We start from the raw sequence: 15,215 nt of genomic DNA, 5'->3' as shown, positions 1-15,215 counted from the left end.
TGGCCTCTGCCTTGATACTTTCCCTGGTGCCACAAAAATCGCCTGTTTCTTGATAATAAGGTAATGTGCGCATACAAGGGGCGCCTTCGCCCTGCCATCCAGGAAAGCTGCCCCATGTTTGGATTGATAACGCTGATCATATTTGGCTTGCTGATCGCCGCCTTCGTGCAGGTGCTGCAGTACCGCCGGAAAGTGGCCGATCTGGAGTTGCTGACGGCCCGCCTGCGCAAGGACGTCGACAGCGTGCAGGCGCGCCTGCAGGCGCTGGAAGGCCGGCCCGCCATGCCTGCCGCCGCGTCCACGGCTGACATCGCATCGGTGGCGGTGCCCGCCGCTGCCATGCCGGTGCCGGTCCCCACGCCGCCGCCGGCGCCGGTGGCCGCCACGGCCCGCCCGGACGCGCTGGCCAGGACGGGGCCGCCCGCCCCCGCCAGCCCCGTCCCGCTCGACAAGCCAGCGCCAGCAAACGCGGCAAGCGCGGCAGCCGCGACGCCCGCAGCCAGCGCCCCTGCGCCCAAGTCCGTTGCGGCCCCTGCCGTAGTCAACACGCCATCGTGGATCGCGCGCCCGGACGGCCTTGTTGCCAAGGCGAAGAACTGGCTGTTCACGGGCAACCTGGTGGCCAAGCTGGGCTTGCTGATCCTCTTCCTCGGCGTCAGCTTCCTGCTCAAGTACGTGTCGGCCCAGGTCACCGTGCCCATCGAGCTGCGCCTGGCGGCCATCGTGCTGGCCGACATCGCCCTGCTGGCCTGGGCCTGGCGCATCCGCCTCAGCCGCCCCGGCATCAGCCTGCCGCTGCAGGGCACGGCGCTGGCGATCCTGATGCTGGTGACGTTTGGCGCCTTCCGCCTGTATGAACTGATACCGGCCGGCCTGGCCTTTGCCGTGCTGTTCGTGCTGACGGCGTTTACGTGCCTGCTGGCCGTGCTGCAAAACGCCGTCTGGCTGGCCGTCTTCGGCATCGTCGGCGGCTTTGCCGTGCCGCTGCTGGTGTCGACGGGCAGCGGCAACCATATCGGCCTGTTCAGCTATTACGCGCTGCTCAACGCGGGCGTCTTCGCCATCGCCCTGAAACGCGCCTGGCGCGTCTTGAACGTACTGAGCTTTGGCTTCACCTTCGTCGTCGCCACCACCTGGGGCTTGCTGCGCTACACGCCCGAGCACTACCTGTCGACGCAGCTGTTCCTCATCCTGTTCGTGCTGTTCTATGTCGGCATCGCGATCGCCTACTGCGCGCGCCAGGCGCCGCGCCTCAGGCACTACGTCGATGGCACGCTGGTCTTCGGCACGCCGCTGGCGGCCATGGGCCTGCAATATGGCCTGGTCCAGCATTTCCCGTTCGGCCTGGCCTTTTCCGCGCTGGTCGCCGGCCTGTGCTACATGGGCCTGGCCGTGGCGCTGTGGCGCCGCGACGGCTTCCGCCTGCTGGCCGAAGCCTTTCTCGCGCTGGGCATCGTCTTCGGCACCCTGGCCATCCCGTTCGCCCTCGACGGCCGCTGGACATCGGCCGCCTGGGCGCTGGAAGGCGCCGGCATCGTCTGGGTCGGCTTGCGCCAGCGCCAGACCCTGGCCTGGGCCTTCGGCTTGCTGGTGCAGGCGGCCGCCTGGGCTTCCTTCCTCATCGCCATGCAGGAACTCGATGCGGCATCGGCCCTGCACGCCAACATCTGGCTCGGCTGCGCGCTGCTGGCCGCCGCCGCGCTGGTGATGGCCTACAGCTTCCGCCGCCACGGCAGCCCCCTGTACCCGGAATTCATGAGCAGCCTGTCCGTGCTGTTCCTGGCCGCCGCCACGGCCTGGCTGCTGGGCGGCATCTGGAGCGAAATCCTGCTGCGCACGGAGGCGGCCACCCAATTGAATCTGCTGACCGTCAGCGCCCTGGGCGTGGCGGCCCTGTTGGCCTGGCTGGCGCGGCGCGAACAATGGCATGCGCCGCGCGCCCTGCTGCTGGCCGTGCAGGTGCTGGCGGGCCTGGTGCTGCTCAGCCGCGCCAGCTGGGCCTGGGACCAGCACCCGGCCAATCTGTTTGACGGCTCCTTCCTCAGCGCCCTGCTGCTGGGCGCCGCCGCCTTTGCCAGCGCCTGGTTCACCGAGCGGCGCGCGCGCGGCGGCGACGCGCTGCCGGCCCTGGCAGCGCGCCCTCTGCTGGTCTGGAGCGGCTTGCTGTGGTTTGCCGCCATCCTCGTGCCATGCACCAGCTGGCTGCTGCGCCTGATCGATGGCGACTTGCGCATGCAGCCGCACGCGGGCGAACACTGGCTGGCGCTGTACCTGATTGCCGTCAGCGTGACGACGCCCGTGTTGGCGCTGCTGGCGCGGCGCCTGGCGTGGCCGCAGCTGCGCTGGTTCAGCGTGGCAGCGTGGATCGGCCTGGGCCTGTGGAGCGCCAACCTGCTGCTGGCGCTGTACTTGCGCGACTACCTGCCCACGGGCCTGTCCTGGCTGGCCCTGGCGGCCGCCCTGGCTGCCGGCGAATATCTGCTGCTGGCCTGGCCCAAGGCCGGCTGGCAACTCGACGTGCGCGCGCTGCGCCTGTTGCATACCGTCCGCACGGCGGCGCCGTGGCTGATGCTGTGGCCGGTCGGCGCCATGCACGTCAACGCCTGGCTGGCGCGCCATGAAGACGGCGTCAGCCCCGCCTGGGCCCGTTATTTGCCGGCCTGGGCCATGATGCTGGCGCTGGCCTGGCTGATCCGCCGCTGCCGCGCGACAGCCTGGCCCGTGGCGCCGCTTGCCGCGTGGTACCAGCGCTATCTGATACCGCTGGGGGCGGCCTGGTCGCTGCTGCTGATCGCCGCGTGGAACGTCTTCGACGATGGCGCCATGGCGCCCCTGCCCTATCTGCCGCTGCTCAATCCGCTGGACCTGAGCACGGGCTTCGCCATCCTGCTGGCCATCGCCAGCTACCGCCTGCTGCCGGCGGGCCAGTTGCCGCTGCCCGCACTGTGGCAGGCGCGCTTGCCCGTCGTCGCCGCCTGCAGCGTGTATGCCTGGTTCAACCTGATGCTGCTGCGCACGGTCTCGCACTACCTGGGCGTGCCATACACCTTCGACGCCATGCTGGCTTCGCAGTTCGTGCAGGCGATGCTGTCGCTGGTGTGGAGCATCACGGCGCTGCTGCTGATGCGCCATGCGGCCCGCCACCAGCGGCGCCAGCAGTGGAGCCTTGGCGCCGTGCTGCTGGGGCTGGTCGTCTTGAAACTGTTCCTGATCGACCTGTCGAACGTGGGCGGCATCGAGCGCATCGTGTCCTTCGTGGGCGTCGGTTTGCTGATGGTCCTGATCGGCTACCTGGCGCCCTTCCCCAAGGCTGCCGCGCCGGTGCCAGCCGAACCGCAACAAGGAACCGCATGAAAACCACACTCATGGTCGGCATCGCGTTAATGGCAGGCGCCGCGCTGGCCGCGCCGTCCCAGGACAGGCCGCAGGACTACGGCTGGAGCATGCCGGTGACCGTGGCGGCCGGCGCGGGCATCGTCAAGCTCACATTGCCCAGAGAAGTCTACCTGCATGCCAGCTCGCCCAGCCTGGCCGACGTGCGGCTGTTCGATGGCGACGGCAAGCGCCTGGCCTATGCCATCGGTGCGCCGCCTGCGCAATCGGCGACGCAGCGGACAGCCATTCCAGCCCGCATTTTCCCCGTGACGGGCGCACCGGCAACTGGCGACGGCTTGCAAGGCATCGACATCCGTATGGCGGAAGATGGCCGCTTGCTATCGGTCAGCACCCGCGCCGGCGCGGCAACCCGGACGACGGCGCTGCAAGCGCTGATCCTGGACCTGGGCAAGCAAGCGCCAGACAAGCGCATCGCCGCCTTGCGCTTCACGCCACCAGAGCGCACGGATAATTACAGTGCACAAGTGCTGCTGGAAGTGAGCGACGACCTGAAGCAATGGGATGCGATCGGCACCACCACCTTGAATTGGCTCAGCAACAGCGACACGCAAACCCTGGCCAACGACAGCATTGCCTTTGCGCCGCGCGCTTTCCGCTACGCGCGCCTGAGCTGGCAGGAAGGCCAGCCGCTGGTGTTTGCAGCGATTGCCGCGCAAGCCGTCAGCGAAACCGAGGCGGCGCCGCCACGCGCGAGCATCGTGCTGCGAGGTGTTCCAGGCAAACTTGCCGGCGAGTGGGCGTATGCCACGCCGATCGCCATTCCCGCCGACAGCATTGCGCTGCAATTCATGGAGAGCAACGTGGTGCTGCCCGTCACACTGGGCGTGTATCGCCAGAGTACTCATGTGCCGCAGCGCCGGCTGTCCCTGCACCGGCAAACGCGGCCGGCAAATGGCGAATATTTTGAGCCGCTGCTGAGCACCAGCTTTTACCGCATCAGCGAGGCTGGCAAGGAACGCGTCTCCGGCGACCTGACCATGCCGGTGGTGCAGACCACGCAATGGGTGCTACGGCCCGAGTCGCAAAGTACGGCGATGCCGGCCAGCGTGCCGCTGTTGCGCCTGGGCTGGACGCCGGATACGCTGGTGTTCCTGGCCGGCGGCAAGGGGCCATATCACCTGGTGTTCGGAAAAGTCGACGCGCAACCGGTGGCGCAGCCGCTGTCACAGGTGGCGCCCGGCTATCGCGACGGCGAATTGCAGGCGCTGCCGATTGCCACAGTGGGCGCGTTGACGGCGCGCGCTGGCGCAAGCGACGCCGCGCCAGCATCGGCTCACACCGGTGCGCCATGGCGCCTGGCCGCGCTGTGGGCCGCGCTCTTGCTGGGCGTGGCCGTGCTGGGCTTTTTCGCCTGGCGTTTGCTGACGCAGATGAAAGAGGAACAAGGCAGTAGCGACAAGCAGGAACATTAACGGCTTGGCCGCAATATCGCTGCCTCACTGCCGCAGCAACGCCTTGAACGTCTGCGGCATCCACGGTCGTGCTGCCAGCATGAAACTGATGGCCAGACGCTCATCGCCAGGCAGGCGCGCGTCTTCCTGGTGCTGCTGCGAAAACTCCACCGCCACCTGCTTCAATCGCTCGAGCAAGGCCGCCGTGGATTTCTTCGACAGCATCACATTCACCAGGCGCAGCAGTTCCGTTTCGCCATCGAATTGCGAATTCAAATAATCGCCATACGCTTCCTTCTTGAAATACGTGTGGATGGGACCGTTCGGTATCCAGGCAAACGTGCGCGCCACCAGCAGTTTGACCCGGTTATTCGGCAGCAGTTCCAGAAAACCGATCTTGTCGAGGCGCAGCAGGTATTTCACGGCTTGCGCCTCGCTGATGTCGTAGATGGCGACGATCTGCTCCAGCGGCAGCAGGTTCAGGGCGGACACGGCCACCACGAACAGCCTGGTGTCGTCGATGATTTCCTTTTCCTGCGCATATGTCAGCCCCGTGATCAGCGTGGGTGCCGCATGCGCCGCCTGCACGGCCAGCGCCAGCTGCTGGAAATCGCTGCCGACGGCCACCAGGATCTGGTCCAGCCGCTGCAGGGTGAATTGCTTCTGCGAAAACATCCGCTTGACGCTGGCTTCGGACACGCCGATGCGCTGGGCCAGTTCGGCGTACGTGACGGAACGCGCTTTCAACAGGCGTTTCAAGGCCTCGATCAGGGCGTGGGTTTGCGGCATGCACTTCCTTTATAAAAATGGCATTGCTTCGGCAAGCAAAAAAGTAGCGGAAAACGCTACCCGCAGTATGCCTGCCCGCTACGAGTAGCGTTTTCATTGACCAATTGCCCACAGTCTACAATGATGGCGTTGCCACTTGGCACACTTGAAGGAGAAACACATGAAACGCCTGCTGCCCCTCTGCCTGTCCCTGTCGCTGTTGACGCTTTCCGTGGCCGCTCCCGGCCTGGCGCACGCCGCCGCTTCCGAGAATCTGTCGAAAGGCTCGCAAAACCTCAGTCAGGGTTCGGCCGTCGTCGTCGCCGGCTCGCTGTCGATGCTCGTCGCGTCCGGCCAGGTGGTCATCGCCAGCGTGGAAACCGTGGGCGAAGGCATCGTCATCGTGCTGAAGGGCGCGTCCGAAGCGGGTGGCGCCTCCATCCAGATGAGCACGCAGGCAGCCAAGGGCCTGTCGCTGGCCGCCGGCACCGTGGTCAGTGTGGCGGCGCTGTCCACCGGCCACATGCTGGTCATGTCCGGCAAGGCCATCGCCTTCATCCCGAACGAACTGGGCAAGGCACTGCTGCACCATTCCAAAGTGTAAATCACCATGAAAAACCTGACTTCCATGAAACATCTGCTCGCCACAGCCCTGCTGTGCGCCGCCACCGTGGCGCCGCTGGCCCAGGCCGCCAATTCCGATACCACCAACGCCTCCGACAATGCCAGCATGGCGTCGGCCATCGTGCTGGTCGGCTCCATGTCGGTGCTGGCCGCCGCCGGTGAAATCGTCATCGACAAGGTGGAAGACGTGGCCGACGGCAGCGTCCTCGTGCTGAAAAGCACGGCCAGAGGCAGCGCGCAAGCGGCCACGGCCTCCGTCAAGCTGAGCCAGCAAGCCACGCAAGGCCTGTCGCTGGCGGCCGGCACGGTAGTCGACGTCGTGGCCGTCTCGACGGGCCATATGCTGATGCTGTCGGGCAAGGCCATCGCCTACCTGCCGAATGCGGCCGGCAAAGCCATCCTCCACCATTCGAAAGCGTAAACCATGAAACGCCTGACTGTCATCGTCCTCAGCCTGGCCCTGGCCGGCGCCGCCCACGCGGGGCGCTCGTGCGAGGAAAAGCCGACCGACGCGACCACCCTCGTCAAGTCGATGGACCTGGCGCAGAAGACCCTGCAGGCGCTCGACGCCTCGGGCGCGCAAGTGGCGCTGGTGGCGCGCGCCGGCCAGGATCTGTCGAAATACAATGTGCGCTATTCGCACATGGCGCTGGCCTGGCGCGACCATCCGAAGGGCCGCTGGCTGGTGGTGCATGAGCTCAATGAATGCGGCACGGCGCAATCGTCGCTGTACAACGAGGGATTGGGCAATTTCTTCATGGATGACGTGTTCATGTATGAAACCCTGATCCTGATTCCAGGCCAGGATACGCAGCAGCAACTGGCGCGCCTGCTGGCCAGCAACACGCCCAAGCGCCTGCATGAGGCGCACTACAATATGCTGGCCTACCCGTTTTCCACCAAGTACCAGAACTCGAATCAATGGGTGCTGGAAACCCTGGCCGCTGCCAGCAATGAACCTGGCAAGATCGAGACGCGCGCCGAAGCGCAAGGCTGGCTGCGCGGCGCCAGCTACGCGCCGCAAACGCTCAGCATCCCCGCCGCCACGCGCCTGGGCGCGCGCATGTTCCGCGCCAATATTGCCTTTGACGATCACCCGTTCGAGCGCCGCATGACGCGCCAGATCGACGTCGTCACCGTCGACTCCATCACCCGCTTCATGCGCCAGCGCGAACCGCAGGTACAGGAAATCGTCGTGCGGGGCAATTAGTCCGGCACCATCAAGACCGGCGCGTGCGCCAGCGGCGCCGCGCTGCACAGCACGATGGACAGCTCGGCATGGGGCAAGGTCACGCAGCTTGCCGCATCCATGCCCAGCTTGTAGCGCGCCTCCGCCTCGCTCCAGCGCCGGTAAAACGCCGCCAGCCGCGCTTCAAGCGCCATGCCTTCCAGCTCGGCGACCACCTCCGCGCCAAACGCCTGCCGCGCCAGCGCCAATACGTCGCGCCGTGGGTCGCACACTTCAATATCGAGCCCCAGCGGCGCAGTACGGCTCAGCGCACAGGCGACCCAGTGTCCACTGTGGGAAATGCTGAAATGCGCGCCCCCCTCGGGCGACAGCAGCAACGGCGCCTGGCCCGGCCGTTCTTCCAGCACGATGGCCGGCGGCGGCAAGTCCAGCAATGTCCCCATCGCCACGCGCAGCAAGGCGCGCCCCAGCAGGAACTGGCGCCGGCGCAGCGGCCGCGCAAAGCGCGCGTAACGGGCCGTTTCCGCCGCCCCCAGCCACGCTTCATACTGGCCAAGCTGCGCGGCGTCAATGCCGCGGGAATCGAGCAGCCAGATGCTGGCACCGGTGGCAGAGGTGGTTGAGGTCATGGACGTGTGTGGATACGCAAAGGCGCAGTCTGCCATAAATCGCCGGCGCCGGTCCGGCAAAAAAAATGGCAGCGCGGTTGCCCGTCGCTGCCAGTGTGTCGAGCGCCTTGCCGGCGCTTGCGCGCCGCCGGTCTGCCCTGCTGCTTACTTAGCGTCTTTCAACTTCACGAACTCGCCCTTCAATGCCACGCCCGTCATCATCGTGCCTTCATGGCACTCGAATTCCGTGGTGCTGGAATTTTCGACATTCTTGTAGTTGCTGACGATATTGACGACCGCATCGGCGCCCACCGACTGCGCGCGCTTTTGCAGCGCCAGCATGGCCGACAGGAAAGCCCAGTTGCACGACGTTTCCGCCGACTTGCCGACGCCATTGGTCTTCTGGCTGGTCTTGTCGCTGCTGATGCGCGTGGCGATCGGCGGCGTCGGCTGGTCGCCGAAAAAGAACTGCACGCCATCGCCAAGGCGGCCTTGCGCGTCGTTGGCGGCCATCGCACCGGCGATCGACATCATGTGCTTGTTGTCCGCCGCTTGCGCAGGCAAGGCGGTCGCCAGTGCCGCCGTCATGGCGGCCAGGATCATCATTGTTTTCATGCTGTTTTCCTTGAAAGATAAAGTCATAGTACAAAAGGAGCCATGTGCGCCGCTTGCGTCGGCACAAGCAGGCATCATGGCCGGTAACGCTTGAAAATCAGCGACGTGTTGATGCCGCCGAAGGCAAAATTATTCGACATCACATACTCGCACTCGATCGCCCGGCCTTCGCCGGCGATGTAATCGAGCGGCGCGCATTGCGGGTCGACCTGCTGCAGGTTGATGGTGGGGGCGAACCAGCCTTCGCGCATCATCTCGATGCTGATCCACGCTTCCAGCGCGCCGCAGGCGCCCAGGGTGTGGCCCATGTAGCTTTTCAGCGAACTGATAGGAGTGCGGTCGCCAAACACCTCGAACGTGGCTTGCGACTCGGCGATATCGCCCTGCTGCGTGCCCGTGCCGTGCGCGTTGATGTAGCCGATATCGGACGGCTGCAGTCCCGCGTCGGCCAGCGCCAGCAGCATCGCCTGGCGCATGGTGGCGGAATTCGGCTGGGTCACGTGGCAGCCATCGCTGTTGGTGCCGAAGCCCACCAGTTCCGCGTGGATGGCCGCGCCGCGCGCCTGCGCATGTTCGAATTCTTCGAGGATCAGGCAACCGGCGCCCTCGCCGATGACCAGGCCGTCGCGGCTGGCGTCGAACGGGCGCGGCGTCGTATGGCCTGCGTCATTGCGCGTGCTGGTGGCGAACAGGGTGTCGAAGACCGCCGCCTCGGTGGCGCACAGCTCCTCGGCGCCGCCGGCGATCATCGCCAGCTGCTTGCCGCCGGCGATCGCCTCGTAGGCGTAGCCGATGCCCTGGCTGCCCGAAGTGCAGGCGCTCGAGGTGGTGATGACGCGGCCCGTGACGCCAAAGAACACGCCTATGTTGACGGGCGCCGTGTGCGCCATCATCTTGATGTAGGTGGTGGCGTTGATGCCCTTGGTGGTGCGCTCTTCCATCATGCGGCCAAAGTCGCCGATGGCGCTGGGCGTGCCGGCCGACGAGCCGAAGGAAATGCCCATGTCGCCGCTCTTGAGCAGTGGATGCCCGGCCAGGCCAGCATGCTCGAGCGCCAGTTCGCTGGCGCGCGTGGCCATCAGCGCGATGCGTCCCATGCTGCGCACGGCCTTGCGGTTGTAGCGGTCCGTCAGCGCGAACGGCGCGGCCGGCGCGCCCAGCTGCGTGTTCAAGCCTTCGTAATCGGCCCATTCGCCCATGCGCACGACGGCGTTGCGGTACTCGCCCAGGCGCTGGCGGATGGTCTGCCAGTCGTTGCCGATCGGGCTGATGCCGGCCATGCCGGTCACGACTACCCGCCGGCTCATGCCATGCCTCCGTTCACGGAAATGACCTGGCGCGTGATGTAGCCCGCCTCCTCGCCGACGAGGAAACTGACGGCGGCCGCCACCTCTTCCGGCGTGCCGACGCGGCGCGCGGGGATCATCTTCAGCGCTTCGTCGAGCGGCACGTCGCTGATCATGTCCGTCTCGATCAAGCCCGGCGCCACGCAGTTGACGGTGATGGCGCGCTTGGCCAGCTCCAGCGCCAGCGCCTTGGTGGCGCCGATGATGCCGGCCTTGGCCGCGCTGTAATTGACTTGGCCCCGGTTGCCGATCAGGCCCGAGACGGAGGCCATGGTGACGATGCGCCCGGGCTTGCGGCGCTGTACCATCGGCATCACCAATGGGTTGAGCACATTGTAGAAACCGTCGAGGTTCGTTTGCAGGACGATGTCCCAGTCCTCGCCCGACATGGCGGGAAACGCATTGTCGCGCGCCACGCCGGCGTTGCAGACGACGCCGTAATAGCAGCCATGTTCGGCGATGTCCGCTTCCAGCGCGGCGGCTGCCGCGGCACGGTCGCCGATATCGAATTGCAGCACGCGCGCCGCGCGTCCCAGCGCCTGCACCTGCTGCGCCACCGCGTCGGCCTCGCCGCGCGCGCTGCGGCAATGCAGCACCACGTCAAACCCGTCGCGCGCCAGCCGCAAGGCGATGGCCTTGCCGATGCCGCGCGACGACCCCGTCACCAATACACTTTTACTCATGCTGCGCTCCATTCATACTCTCCTGCAGAAATTGCTTTGCATCCTCGGGCTGGAATACCGTAATCGTCGCTTGCGCCAGCACGGCGCCCGCCATCTCGATACGGCACTCGAACGCGCCCAGTCCATTCTCGCCCTGCAAGGCCTGTTGTACCTGCACCTGCAACACGCTGCCGCCCACAAACAGGGGCACCTGCGCCTCGTAGCGCCGCGCCCCCAGCAAAAAACCGATCTTCACGGGCGCCCCGGCCTGGCGCGCCAGGTAGCCCGCATGCGCGGCGATCGCCTGCGCCATGTATTCGATGCCGACCCAGCTGCCCACGCCGGCCGACGGCGCGTCATAAAACACGCTGCCGGCATGGATGGCCACTTCGGCGCACAGGTTTTCGGCATCGGCCGACACCACCCGGTCGAGCAGCACCATGGCGCCGGAATGGGGCACCAGCTCGCGGATATCCGGAAAACTCATGCTCCCCTCCCGAACAGCAGGGCGGCGTTCGAGCCGCCGAAGGCAAACGAATTGCTCAGCGCCCAGTCGAGCGGGCGCCCCAGGCGCGCGCCGGGCAAGGCCAGGCGCAGCGGCGGCAGGGACTCGTCGGGCACGCCATCCCACAGGTGCGGCGGCAGCAGCCCCTCGGCGTTATCGTCCTGCATCGCCAGCCAGCACAGCGCGGCCTCGATGGCCGCCGCCGCGCCCAGCGCGTGGCCCGTCAGCGGCTTGGTGGAACTGGCCATCGCCGTGGCGCCGAACAGGTCGGACACCACGCGCGCTTCCATCGCATCGTTCTGCGGCGTGGCCGTGCCGTGCAGGTTCACATAATCGACTTGCGACGCCGCGATGCCCGCGCGCGCCAATGCCTGGGCGATGGCCAGCCGCGCGCCGCCGCCTTCGGGATCGGGCGCCGACATATGATGGCCGTCGGACGATTCGCCCCAGCCGCGCAAGGCCACGGTGGCCGGCTGCGCCGTCATCAGGAACAGGGCCGCCCCCTCGCCGATATTGATGCCGTCGCGGTTCGCGCCCAGCGGATTGCAGCGCCGTTCACTGACGGATGCCAGCGCGGAAAATCCGGCCACGGTAAAACCGCACAGGGTATCGACGCCGCCCGTCAGCACGGCGTCGCACAGGCCCATGCGGATCAGGCGCGCCGCGCTGGCCATCGCCTTCGCGCCCGACGAACAGGCGCTCGAATGCACGAGCGACGGGCCGTCGATGCCCAGTTCATCGGCCAGCATCAGCGCCGGCGACGCCATCTCCTGCTGCCCGTAGTGGAAGGTATCCGGCAAGCCGTCTCCCGCCACGTGCCGGCCGATCGCGCCTTCCGTTTCGGCGATGCCCGAGGTGCTGGTGCCGATCACCACGGCCACCCGGTCCGCGCCGTAGCGGGCGATGGCCTGCTCCACGGCCGGGCGGATCTGCGCCAGCGCGGCCAGCGCCATGCGGTTGTTGCGGCTGCGCGCGGCGATGCCGTGCCGCGCCACCGATGGCAAGGCCGCATCGACCACGCCCAGCGGCAGCACTCTTCCCGGCGTATGGGTATCGACGGGCACCACGCCGCTGTGCGCGGCGAACAGGCGCGCGCGCACTTCGGCGCGGCTGGCGCCCAGCGCGCAGACGACGCCGCAGTCATTCAAATACACGGTCAAGCCAGGCATTCAGCTTCCTTCCGGGGCGTTCTGTATCGTCAGACGATAGCGGTAGCGCAGGTTGTCGAGCACCACCGTGCCGCTCCAGCGCGGCATGCCGCTGTAATCGATCACGGTCACCGCTTCGTCATGCAGGAACAGCGTGCGGCGCAAGCCGCTGTCCTCGATGCGCCAGCCGGCCGGCAAGGCCTGTGCGATCGCTTCGCGCGGCCACAGGGTCAGCTGCATGTCTTCCAGCACGTCTTCGGCGCGCACCTGCGCCGGCAGCATCAGGTGGCGCCACGATGTCATCTCCTTGCCGTCGTAATGCAGCGACAGCACGCGCTGGCCGAATGCCAGGCCCACCAGGTCGAGGTGCGACGGTTCCACTTCCAGCGCCGCATCGAGTTCGTCGATGCGCCCTGCCCGTTCGACGACCAGGTGCTGCTGTACGCTGACCGTGGCGGCCAGCGCCGCCGGCGCCAGCTTCAGCCCCAGGCGCGCCGGTGCCGGCGGGGGGGCGCTGGCGCAGCCGGCCAGTGCCAGCAGCAGCGCCGGCGCCCATCGTTGACAGTGCAAAAACATCAGATTTCTCCTGCGGCATCGGCCGCGCTACGGTTGTCGGCTTCGGCAAAGCATGGCGACAGCAGCCACACGAGCGCCGTGCCGATCAGCATGGTCAGGCCAAACGCCTGCAATGCCGCCGTCTTGCTCAGGGCCAGCAAGCCGAAAGACAGAATGGTGTTGGCCGCCGACAGGCCCACGGCCAGCCACGGCGTGTTGTTGCGGCGGTCCGGATGCTCCTGCATGAAGATGCCGTAATCGACGCCGACGCCGAGCAGCAGCATCAGCGCCAGCACGTGGAACAGCTGCAGCGGCAGACCCAGGTAGCCCAGCAGGGCCAGGGCCGCCACGCTGGCCAGGGCCGTGGGCGCCAGCACGCGCCAGGTGCGGCGCCGGTAACGCGGCAGCAGCAAGCCGAAGACCACCAGATAGGCGCCCAGCACGACGGCGCCCATGTAGACGCGGTAGCGGCCAAGCACCGAGGAAATCTCGGCCACCTTGTCGACCCACTGCACGCCGGGCAAGCCGTCAGCCGCCCGCGCCAGCAGCGGAATGGCCGCATACTGCATGCCGCGCAGGGCGACGATGGAGGCATGGCCGCCTTCCACCTTGCCCAGCCACAGGTGGCGCCACGGCTCGCTGGCCGGCACGTCCAGGAAGGCGTCTATCGACAGCGGCGCCCCCGCCTGCGCCAGCTGCGCGCGCACCTTGCCGGCCCATTCTGGTCCTTCATCGACCGATTGCGCCAGCAGGTCGAGCGCGGCGCCCGGCTGCAAAATGGCGGCATCGAGCAGCGCGCGGCGCGCCGCCTGCGTCTGCAGCGACGGCACCCAGTTCGACATGGCCTGGTAGCCGCTGATATGCTTTTGCGCGATCAGCGGCAGCAGCCGCTGTTTCAGCGCTTCCTCGCGCTGCAGCACGGCTTCCGCGCTATCGCCGCGCACCAGGTAAAACTGCACCGGCGTGGGCGCATCGAGCAATTTGCTCAGCTTCATCTGGTCGCGTATCAGGTGCGCGGGCGGCGTTTGCAGCAAACGGATATCGTCGTTGACGCCGAGGCGGCTGATGCCAAAGACCGCGAACAGGATGAACAACACGCCGCCAATCAGGGTGGCGCGGTTGGCGCGCAGCAGCGGCCAGCGCGCGCGCGCGGCGCCATAGCGTTCGACCAGGGCGCCGCTCTTCAGGGTGCCGCCGTTGATCAGTGCGGGGAACCAGAAGACCACCGTCAGCCAGGCAAACACCAGGCCGAGGGCGGAGAACACGGCCATGTGGCGCAGGCCGGGGAATGGCGTCAGGGCCAGCCCCATGTAGCCGATGACGGCCGCCAGCAGGGTCAAGCCCAGGCCAGGCAGCAGCCGGCGCAGCAAGGTGCGCGAATCGAGGGCGGGGTCGGCGCCCAGGCGGTTGCACAGGAAGTAAATGCCGTAGTCCTGCGCCACGCCGATCAGGCTGGCGCCGAACACCAATGTCATCAAATGTATCTTGCCAAACAGCAGCCAGCATACGGACAGGGAACCGAGGCAGCCGATGCCGATCGACAGCAGGATCAGCGAAATCGGCTTGATCGAGCGGAAGGTCAGCCACGTCAGCAGGATGATGCCGGCCAGCGAACCGAGGCCGATGGTCGACATTTCCCCTGCCGCCTGGCTGCTGGCGGCGGCCGCGTGCAGGATCACGCCGGCGCTGATGATTTCCACGCCGGGCACGGCCAGCCGCGCCGCCGCTTCGGCCTGCGCCAGCAGCGGCAGCACGGTTTCCTGCGCCCCCAGCGAAAAGGCCGGCACGCTCAGGGTCATCGGCAGCAGCACATACTGGCGTGCGCCGTCGGCAACGAACAGGTGGCCGTCGCGCGGACGCACGGGCGTTTCCTGCGCACGCTCCTGCACCCAGCCGCCGAACAGGCCAAACGGATCGTCCTGCCAGGCGCCCAGCTTCGGCCCGCCGAACGGACTGTAGAGCTGGCTCAGCGCGGCGTCGCGCCAGAACGCGGGCGCTTCCTGGCGCAGCTGCGTTTCCTGCGGCGCCGTCAGCAAGGTCAAGCGATGCTGCTGGAACAGCGCCAGCCAGTCGTTCTGCGTCTGCTCGTCGAGCGGCGTGGACTGGAACAGGCCAGCATGGCGTGCCAGCACGGCGCCGTAGGCGTCGGCCGCGCGCTTCGCATCGCTCCACTCGGCGGCGCCGACCAGCACCACCACGCGCTGCTGCGCCGCGTCGACCATGTGCGTAAACGATGCCTGCAGCACCGGGTCGCGCTCCTGCACCGGCAGCAAGGCGAGAATGTCGGTATCGGGCACGATGCGCTTGCCCAGCCAAAGATAGGCGTTATGCGCGAGCAGCAGCGCCACCACCAGCGCCCAGGCGATGGCGAGCAGGCGTCCGGCATTGCGGCCGCGGTTCGTCAGGGA

14 protein-coding genes are annotated in these 15,215 nt (G+C 67.1%); 5 read left to right on the top strand and 9 right to left on the bottom strand.

Annotated features, from left to right (window positions below):
- The first annotated feature begins 114 nt into the window (after positions 1-114).
- Entirely contained in the window at positions 115-3,354 is a 3,240-nt protein-coding gene (locus YQ44_RS06005) for a DUF2339 domain-containing protein (RefSeq protein ID WP_071322609.1), read from the top strand.
- On the top strand, positions 3,351-4,808 hold the full coding sequence (locus tag YQ44_RS06000; RefSeq protein ID WP_071322608.1) for a DUF3999 family protein: 1,458 nt from the start codon (positions 3,351-3,353) through the stop codon (positions 4,806-4,808). Before YQ44_RS06005 ends, YQ44_RS06000 begins: the two co-directional genes overlap by 4 nt.
- Positions 4,809-4,832: 24 nt before the next feature.
- Here YQ44_RS06000 and YQ44_RS05995 read toward each other — a convergent pair whose 3' ends face one another.
- Entirely contained in the window at positions 4,833-5,576 is a 744-nt protein-coding gene (locus YQ44_RS05995) for a helix-turn-helix domain-containing protein (RefSeq protein ID WP_071322607.1), read from the bottom strand.
- A gap of 160 nt (positions 5,577-5,736) precedes the next feature.
- On the opposite strand from YQ44_RS05995, the gene YQ44_RS05990 reads away from it, so the two are divergent.
- Genes YQ44_RS05990 through YQ44_RS05980 form a run of 3 tightly spaced genes read left to right on the top strand, consistent with a single transcriptional unit; the run spans position 5,737 to position 7,389 of the window.
- A complete protein-coding gene (locus YQ44_RS05990; RefSeq protein WP_071322606.1) occupies positions 5,737-6,159 on the top strand; it encodes a hypothetical protein in 423 nt (140 codons plus the stop codon).
- 24 nt (positions 6,160-6,183) lie between these two features.
- The gene (locus YQ44_RS05985) at positions 6,184-6,600 is read left to right on the top strand and encodes a hypothetical protein (RefSeq protein ID WP_071322605.1); all 417 of its coding nucleotides are present in this window, start codon (positions 6,184-6,186) and stop codon (positions 6,598-6,600) included.
- 3 nt (positions 6,601-6,603) lie between these two features.
- Positions 6,604-7,389: a DUF2145 domain-containing protein gene (locus YQ44_RS05980; RefSeq protein WP_071322604.1), complete on the top strand. Its 786-nt coding sequence runs from the start codon at positions 6,604-6,606 to the stop codon at positions 7,387-7,389.
- Here the strand turns inward: YQ44_RS05980 and YQ44_RS05975 are convergent.
- The 8 genes from YQ44_RS05975 to YQ44_RS05940 all read right to left on the bottom strand — a co-directional run bounded on the left by YQ44_RS05975 (position 7,386) and on the right by YQ44_RS05940 (position 15,212).
- The gene (locus tag YQ44_RS05975) at positions 7,386-7,997 is read right to left on the bottom strand and encodes a 4'-phosphopantetheinyl transferase family protein (protein ID WP_071322603.1); all 612 of its coding nucleotides are present in this window, start codon (positions 7,995-7,997) and stop codon (positions 7,386-7,388) included. The two genes, YQ44_RS05980 and YQ44_RS05975, sit on opposite strands and share 4 nt — an antisense overlap.
- Positions 7,998-8,141: 144 nt before the next feature.
- Positions 8,142-8,591: an excinuclease ATPase subunit gene (locus YQ44_RS05970; RefSeq protein ID WP_071322602.1), complete on the bottom strand. Its 450-nt coding sequence runs from the start codon at positions 8,589-8,591 to the stop codon at positions 8,142-8,144.
- Positions 8,592-8,665: 74 nt separating this feature from the next.
- A complete protein-coding gene (locus YQ44_RS05965) occupies positions 8,666-9,898 on the bottom strand; it encodes a beta-ketoacyl-ACP synthase (protein ID WP_071322601.1) in 1,233 nt (410 codons plus the stop codon).
- Positions 9,895-10,620, bottom strand: a complete 726-nt coding sequence (gene fabG, locus YQ44_RS05960) for a 3-oxoacyl-ACP reductase FabG (RefSeq protein ID WP_232251060.1) — start codon at positions 10,618-10,620, stop codon at positions 9,895-9,897. The genes YQ44_RS05965 and fabG overlap by 4 nt, the downstream gene beginning before the upstream one ends.
- The gene (locus YQ44_RS05955) at positions 10,613-11,086 is read right to left on the bottom strand and encodes a hotdog family protein (protein ID WP_071326285.1); all 474 of its coding nucleotides are present in this window, start codon (positions 11,084-11,086) and stop codon (positions 10,613-10,615) included. The genes fabG and YQ44_RS05955 overlap by 8 nt, the downstream gene beginning before the upstream one ends.
- Complete coding sequence (locus tag YQ44_RS05950; protein ID WP_198043878.1) at positions 11,083-12,273, bottom strand: beta-ketoacyl-ACP synthase; 1,191 nt, start codon at positions 12,271-12,273, stop codon at positions 11,083-11,085. The genes YQ44_RS05955 and YQ44_RS05950 overlap by 4 nt, the downstream gene beginning before the upstream one ends.
- Positions 12,274-12,828 carry a DUF3261 domain-containing protein gene (locus YQ44_RS05945; RefSeq protein ID WP_071322599.1) on the bottom strand — a complete coding sequence of 185 codons (555 nt, stop codon included), beginning with the start codon at positions 12,826-12,828 and terminating at the stop codon, positions 12,274-12,276.
- The gene (locus YQ44_RS05940) at positions 12,828-15,212 is read right to left on the bottom strand and encodes an MMPL family transporter (RefSeq protein ID WP_071326283.1); all 2,385 of its coding nucleotides are present in this window, start codon (positions 15,210-15,212) and stop codon (positions 12,828-12,830) included. The genes YQ44_RS05945 and YQ44_RS05940 overlap by 1 nt, the downstream gene beginning before the upstream one ends.
- Positions 15,213-15,215: the final 3 nt, after the last annotated feature.

It is taken from the genome of Janthinobacterium sp. 1_2014MBL_MicDiv, assembly GCF_001865675.1.
Classification (GTDB): Bacteria; Pseudomonadota; Gammaproteobacteria; order Burkholderiales; family Burkholderiaceae_D; genus Janthinobacterium.
Note: the sequence above shows the minus strand (reverse complement) of the source record. Positions and strands in the feature narration are given on the sequence as shown.

Bases quoted from the DNA above. Each gene is read 5' to 3' on its own strand.
- YQ44_RS06005 (WP_071322609.1), top strand. From the start codon at position 115: ATGTTTGGATTGATAACGCTGATCATATTTGGCTTGCTGATCGCCGCC.
- YQ44_RS06000 (WP_071322608.1), top strand. From the start codon at position 3,351: ATGAAAACCACACTCATGGTCGGCATCGCGTTAATGGCAGGCGCCGCG.
- YQ44_RS05995 (WP_071322607.1), bottom strand. From the start codon at position 5,576: ATGCCGCAAACCCACGCCCTGATCGAGGCCTTGAAACGCCTGTTGAAA.
- YQ44_RS05990 (WP_071322606.1), top strand. From the start codon at position 5,737: ATGAAACGCCTGCTGCCCCTCTGCCTGTCCCTGTCGCTGTTGACGCTT.
- YQ44_RS05985 (WP_071322605.1), top strand. From the start codon at position 6,184: ATGAAACATCTGCTCGCCACAGCCCTGCTGTGCGCCGCCACCGTGGCG.
- YQ44_RS05980 (WP_071322604.1), top strand. From the start codon at position 6,604: ATGAAACGCCTGACTGTCATCGTCCTCAGCCTGGCCCTGGCCGGCGCC.
- YQ44_RS05975 (WP_071322603.1), bottom strand. From the start codon at position 7,997: ATGACCTCAACCACCTCTGCCACCGGTGCCAGCATCTGGCTGCTCGAT.
- YQ44_RS05970 (WP_071322602.1), bottom strand. From the start codon at position 8,591: ATGAAAACAATGATGATCCTGGCCGCCATGACGGCGGCACTGGCGACC.
- YQ44_RS05965 (WP_071322601.1), bottom strand. From the start codon at position 9,898: ATGAGCCGGCGGGTAGTCGTGACCGGCATGGCCGGCATCAGCCCGATC.
- fabG (WP_232251060.1), bottom strand. From the start codon at position 10,620: ATGAGTAAAAGTGTATTGGTGACGGGGTCGTCGCGCGGCATCGGCAAG.
- YQ44_RS05955 (WP_071326285.1), bottom strand. From the start codon at position 11,086: ATGAGTTTTCCGGATATCCGCGAGCTGGTGCCCCATTCCGGCGCCATG.
- YQ44_RS05950 (WP_198043878.1), bottom strand. From the start codon at position 12,273: ATGCCTGGCTTGACCGTGTATTTGAATGACTGCGGCGTCGTCTGCGCG.
- YQ44_RS05945 (WP_071322599.1), bottom strand. From the start codon at position 12,828: ATGTTTTTGCACTGTCAACGATGGGCGCCGGCGCTGCTGCTGGCACTG.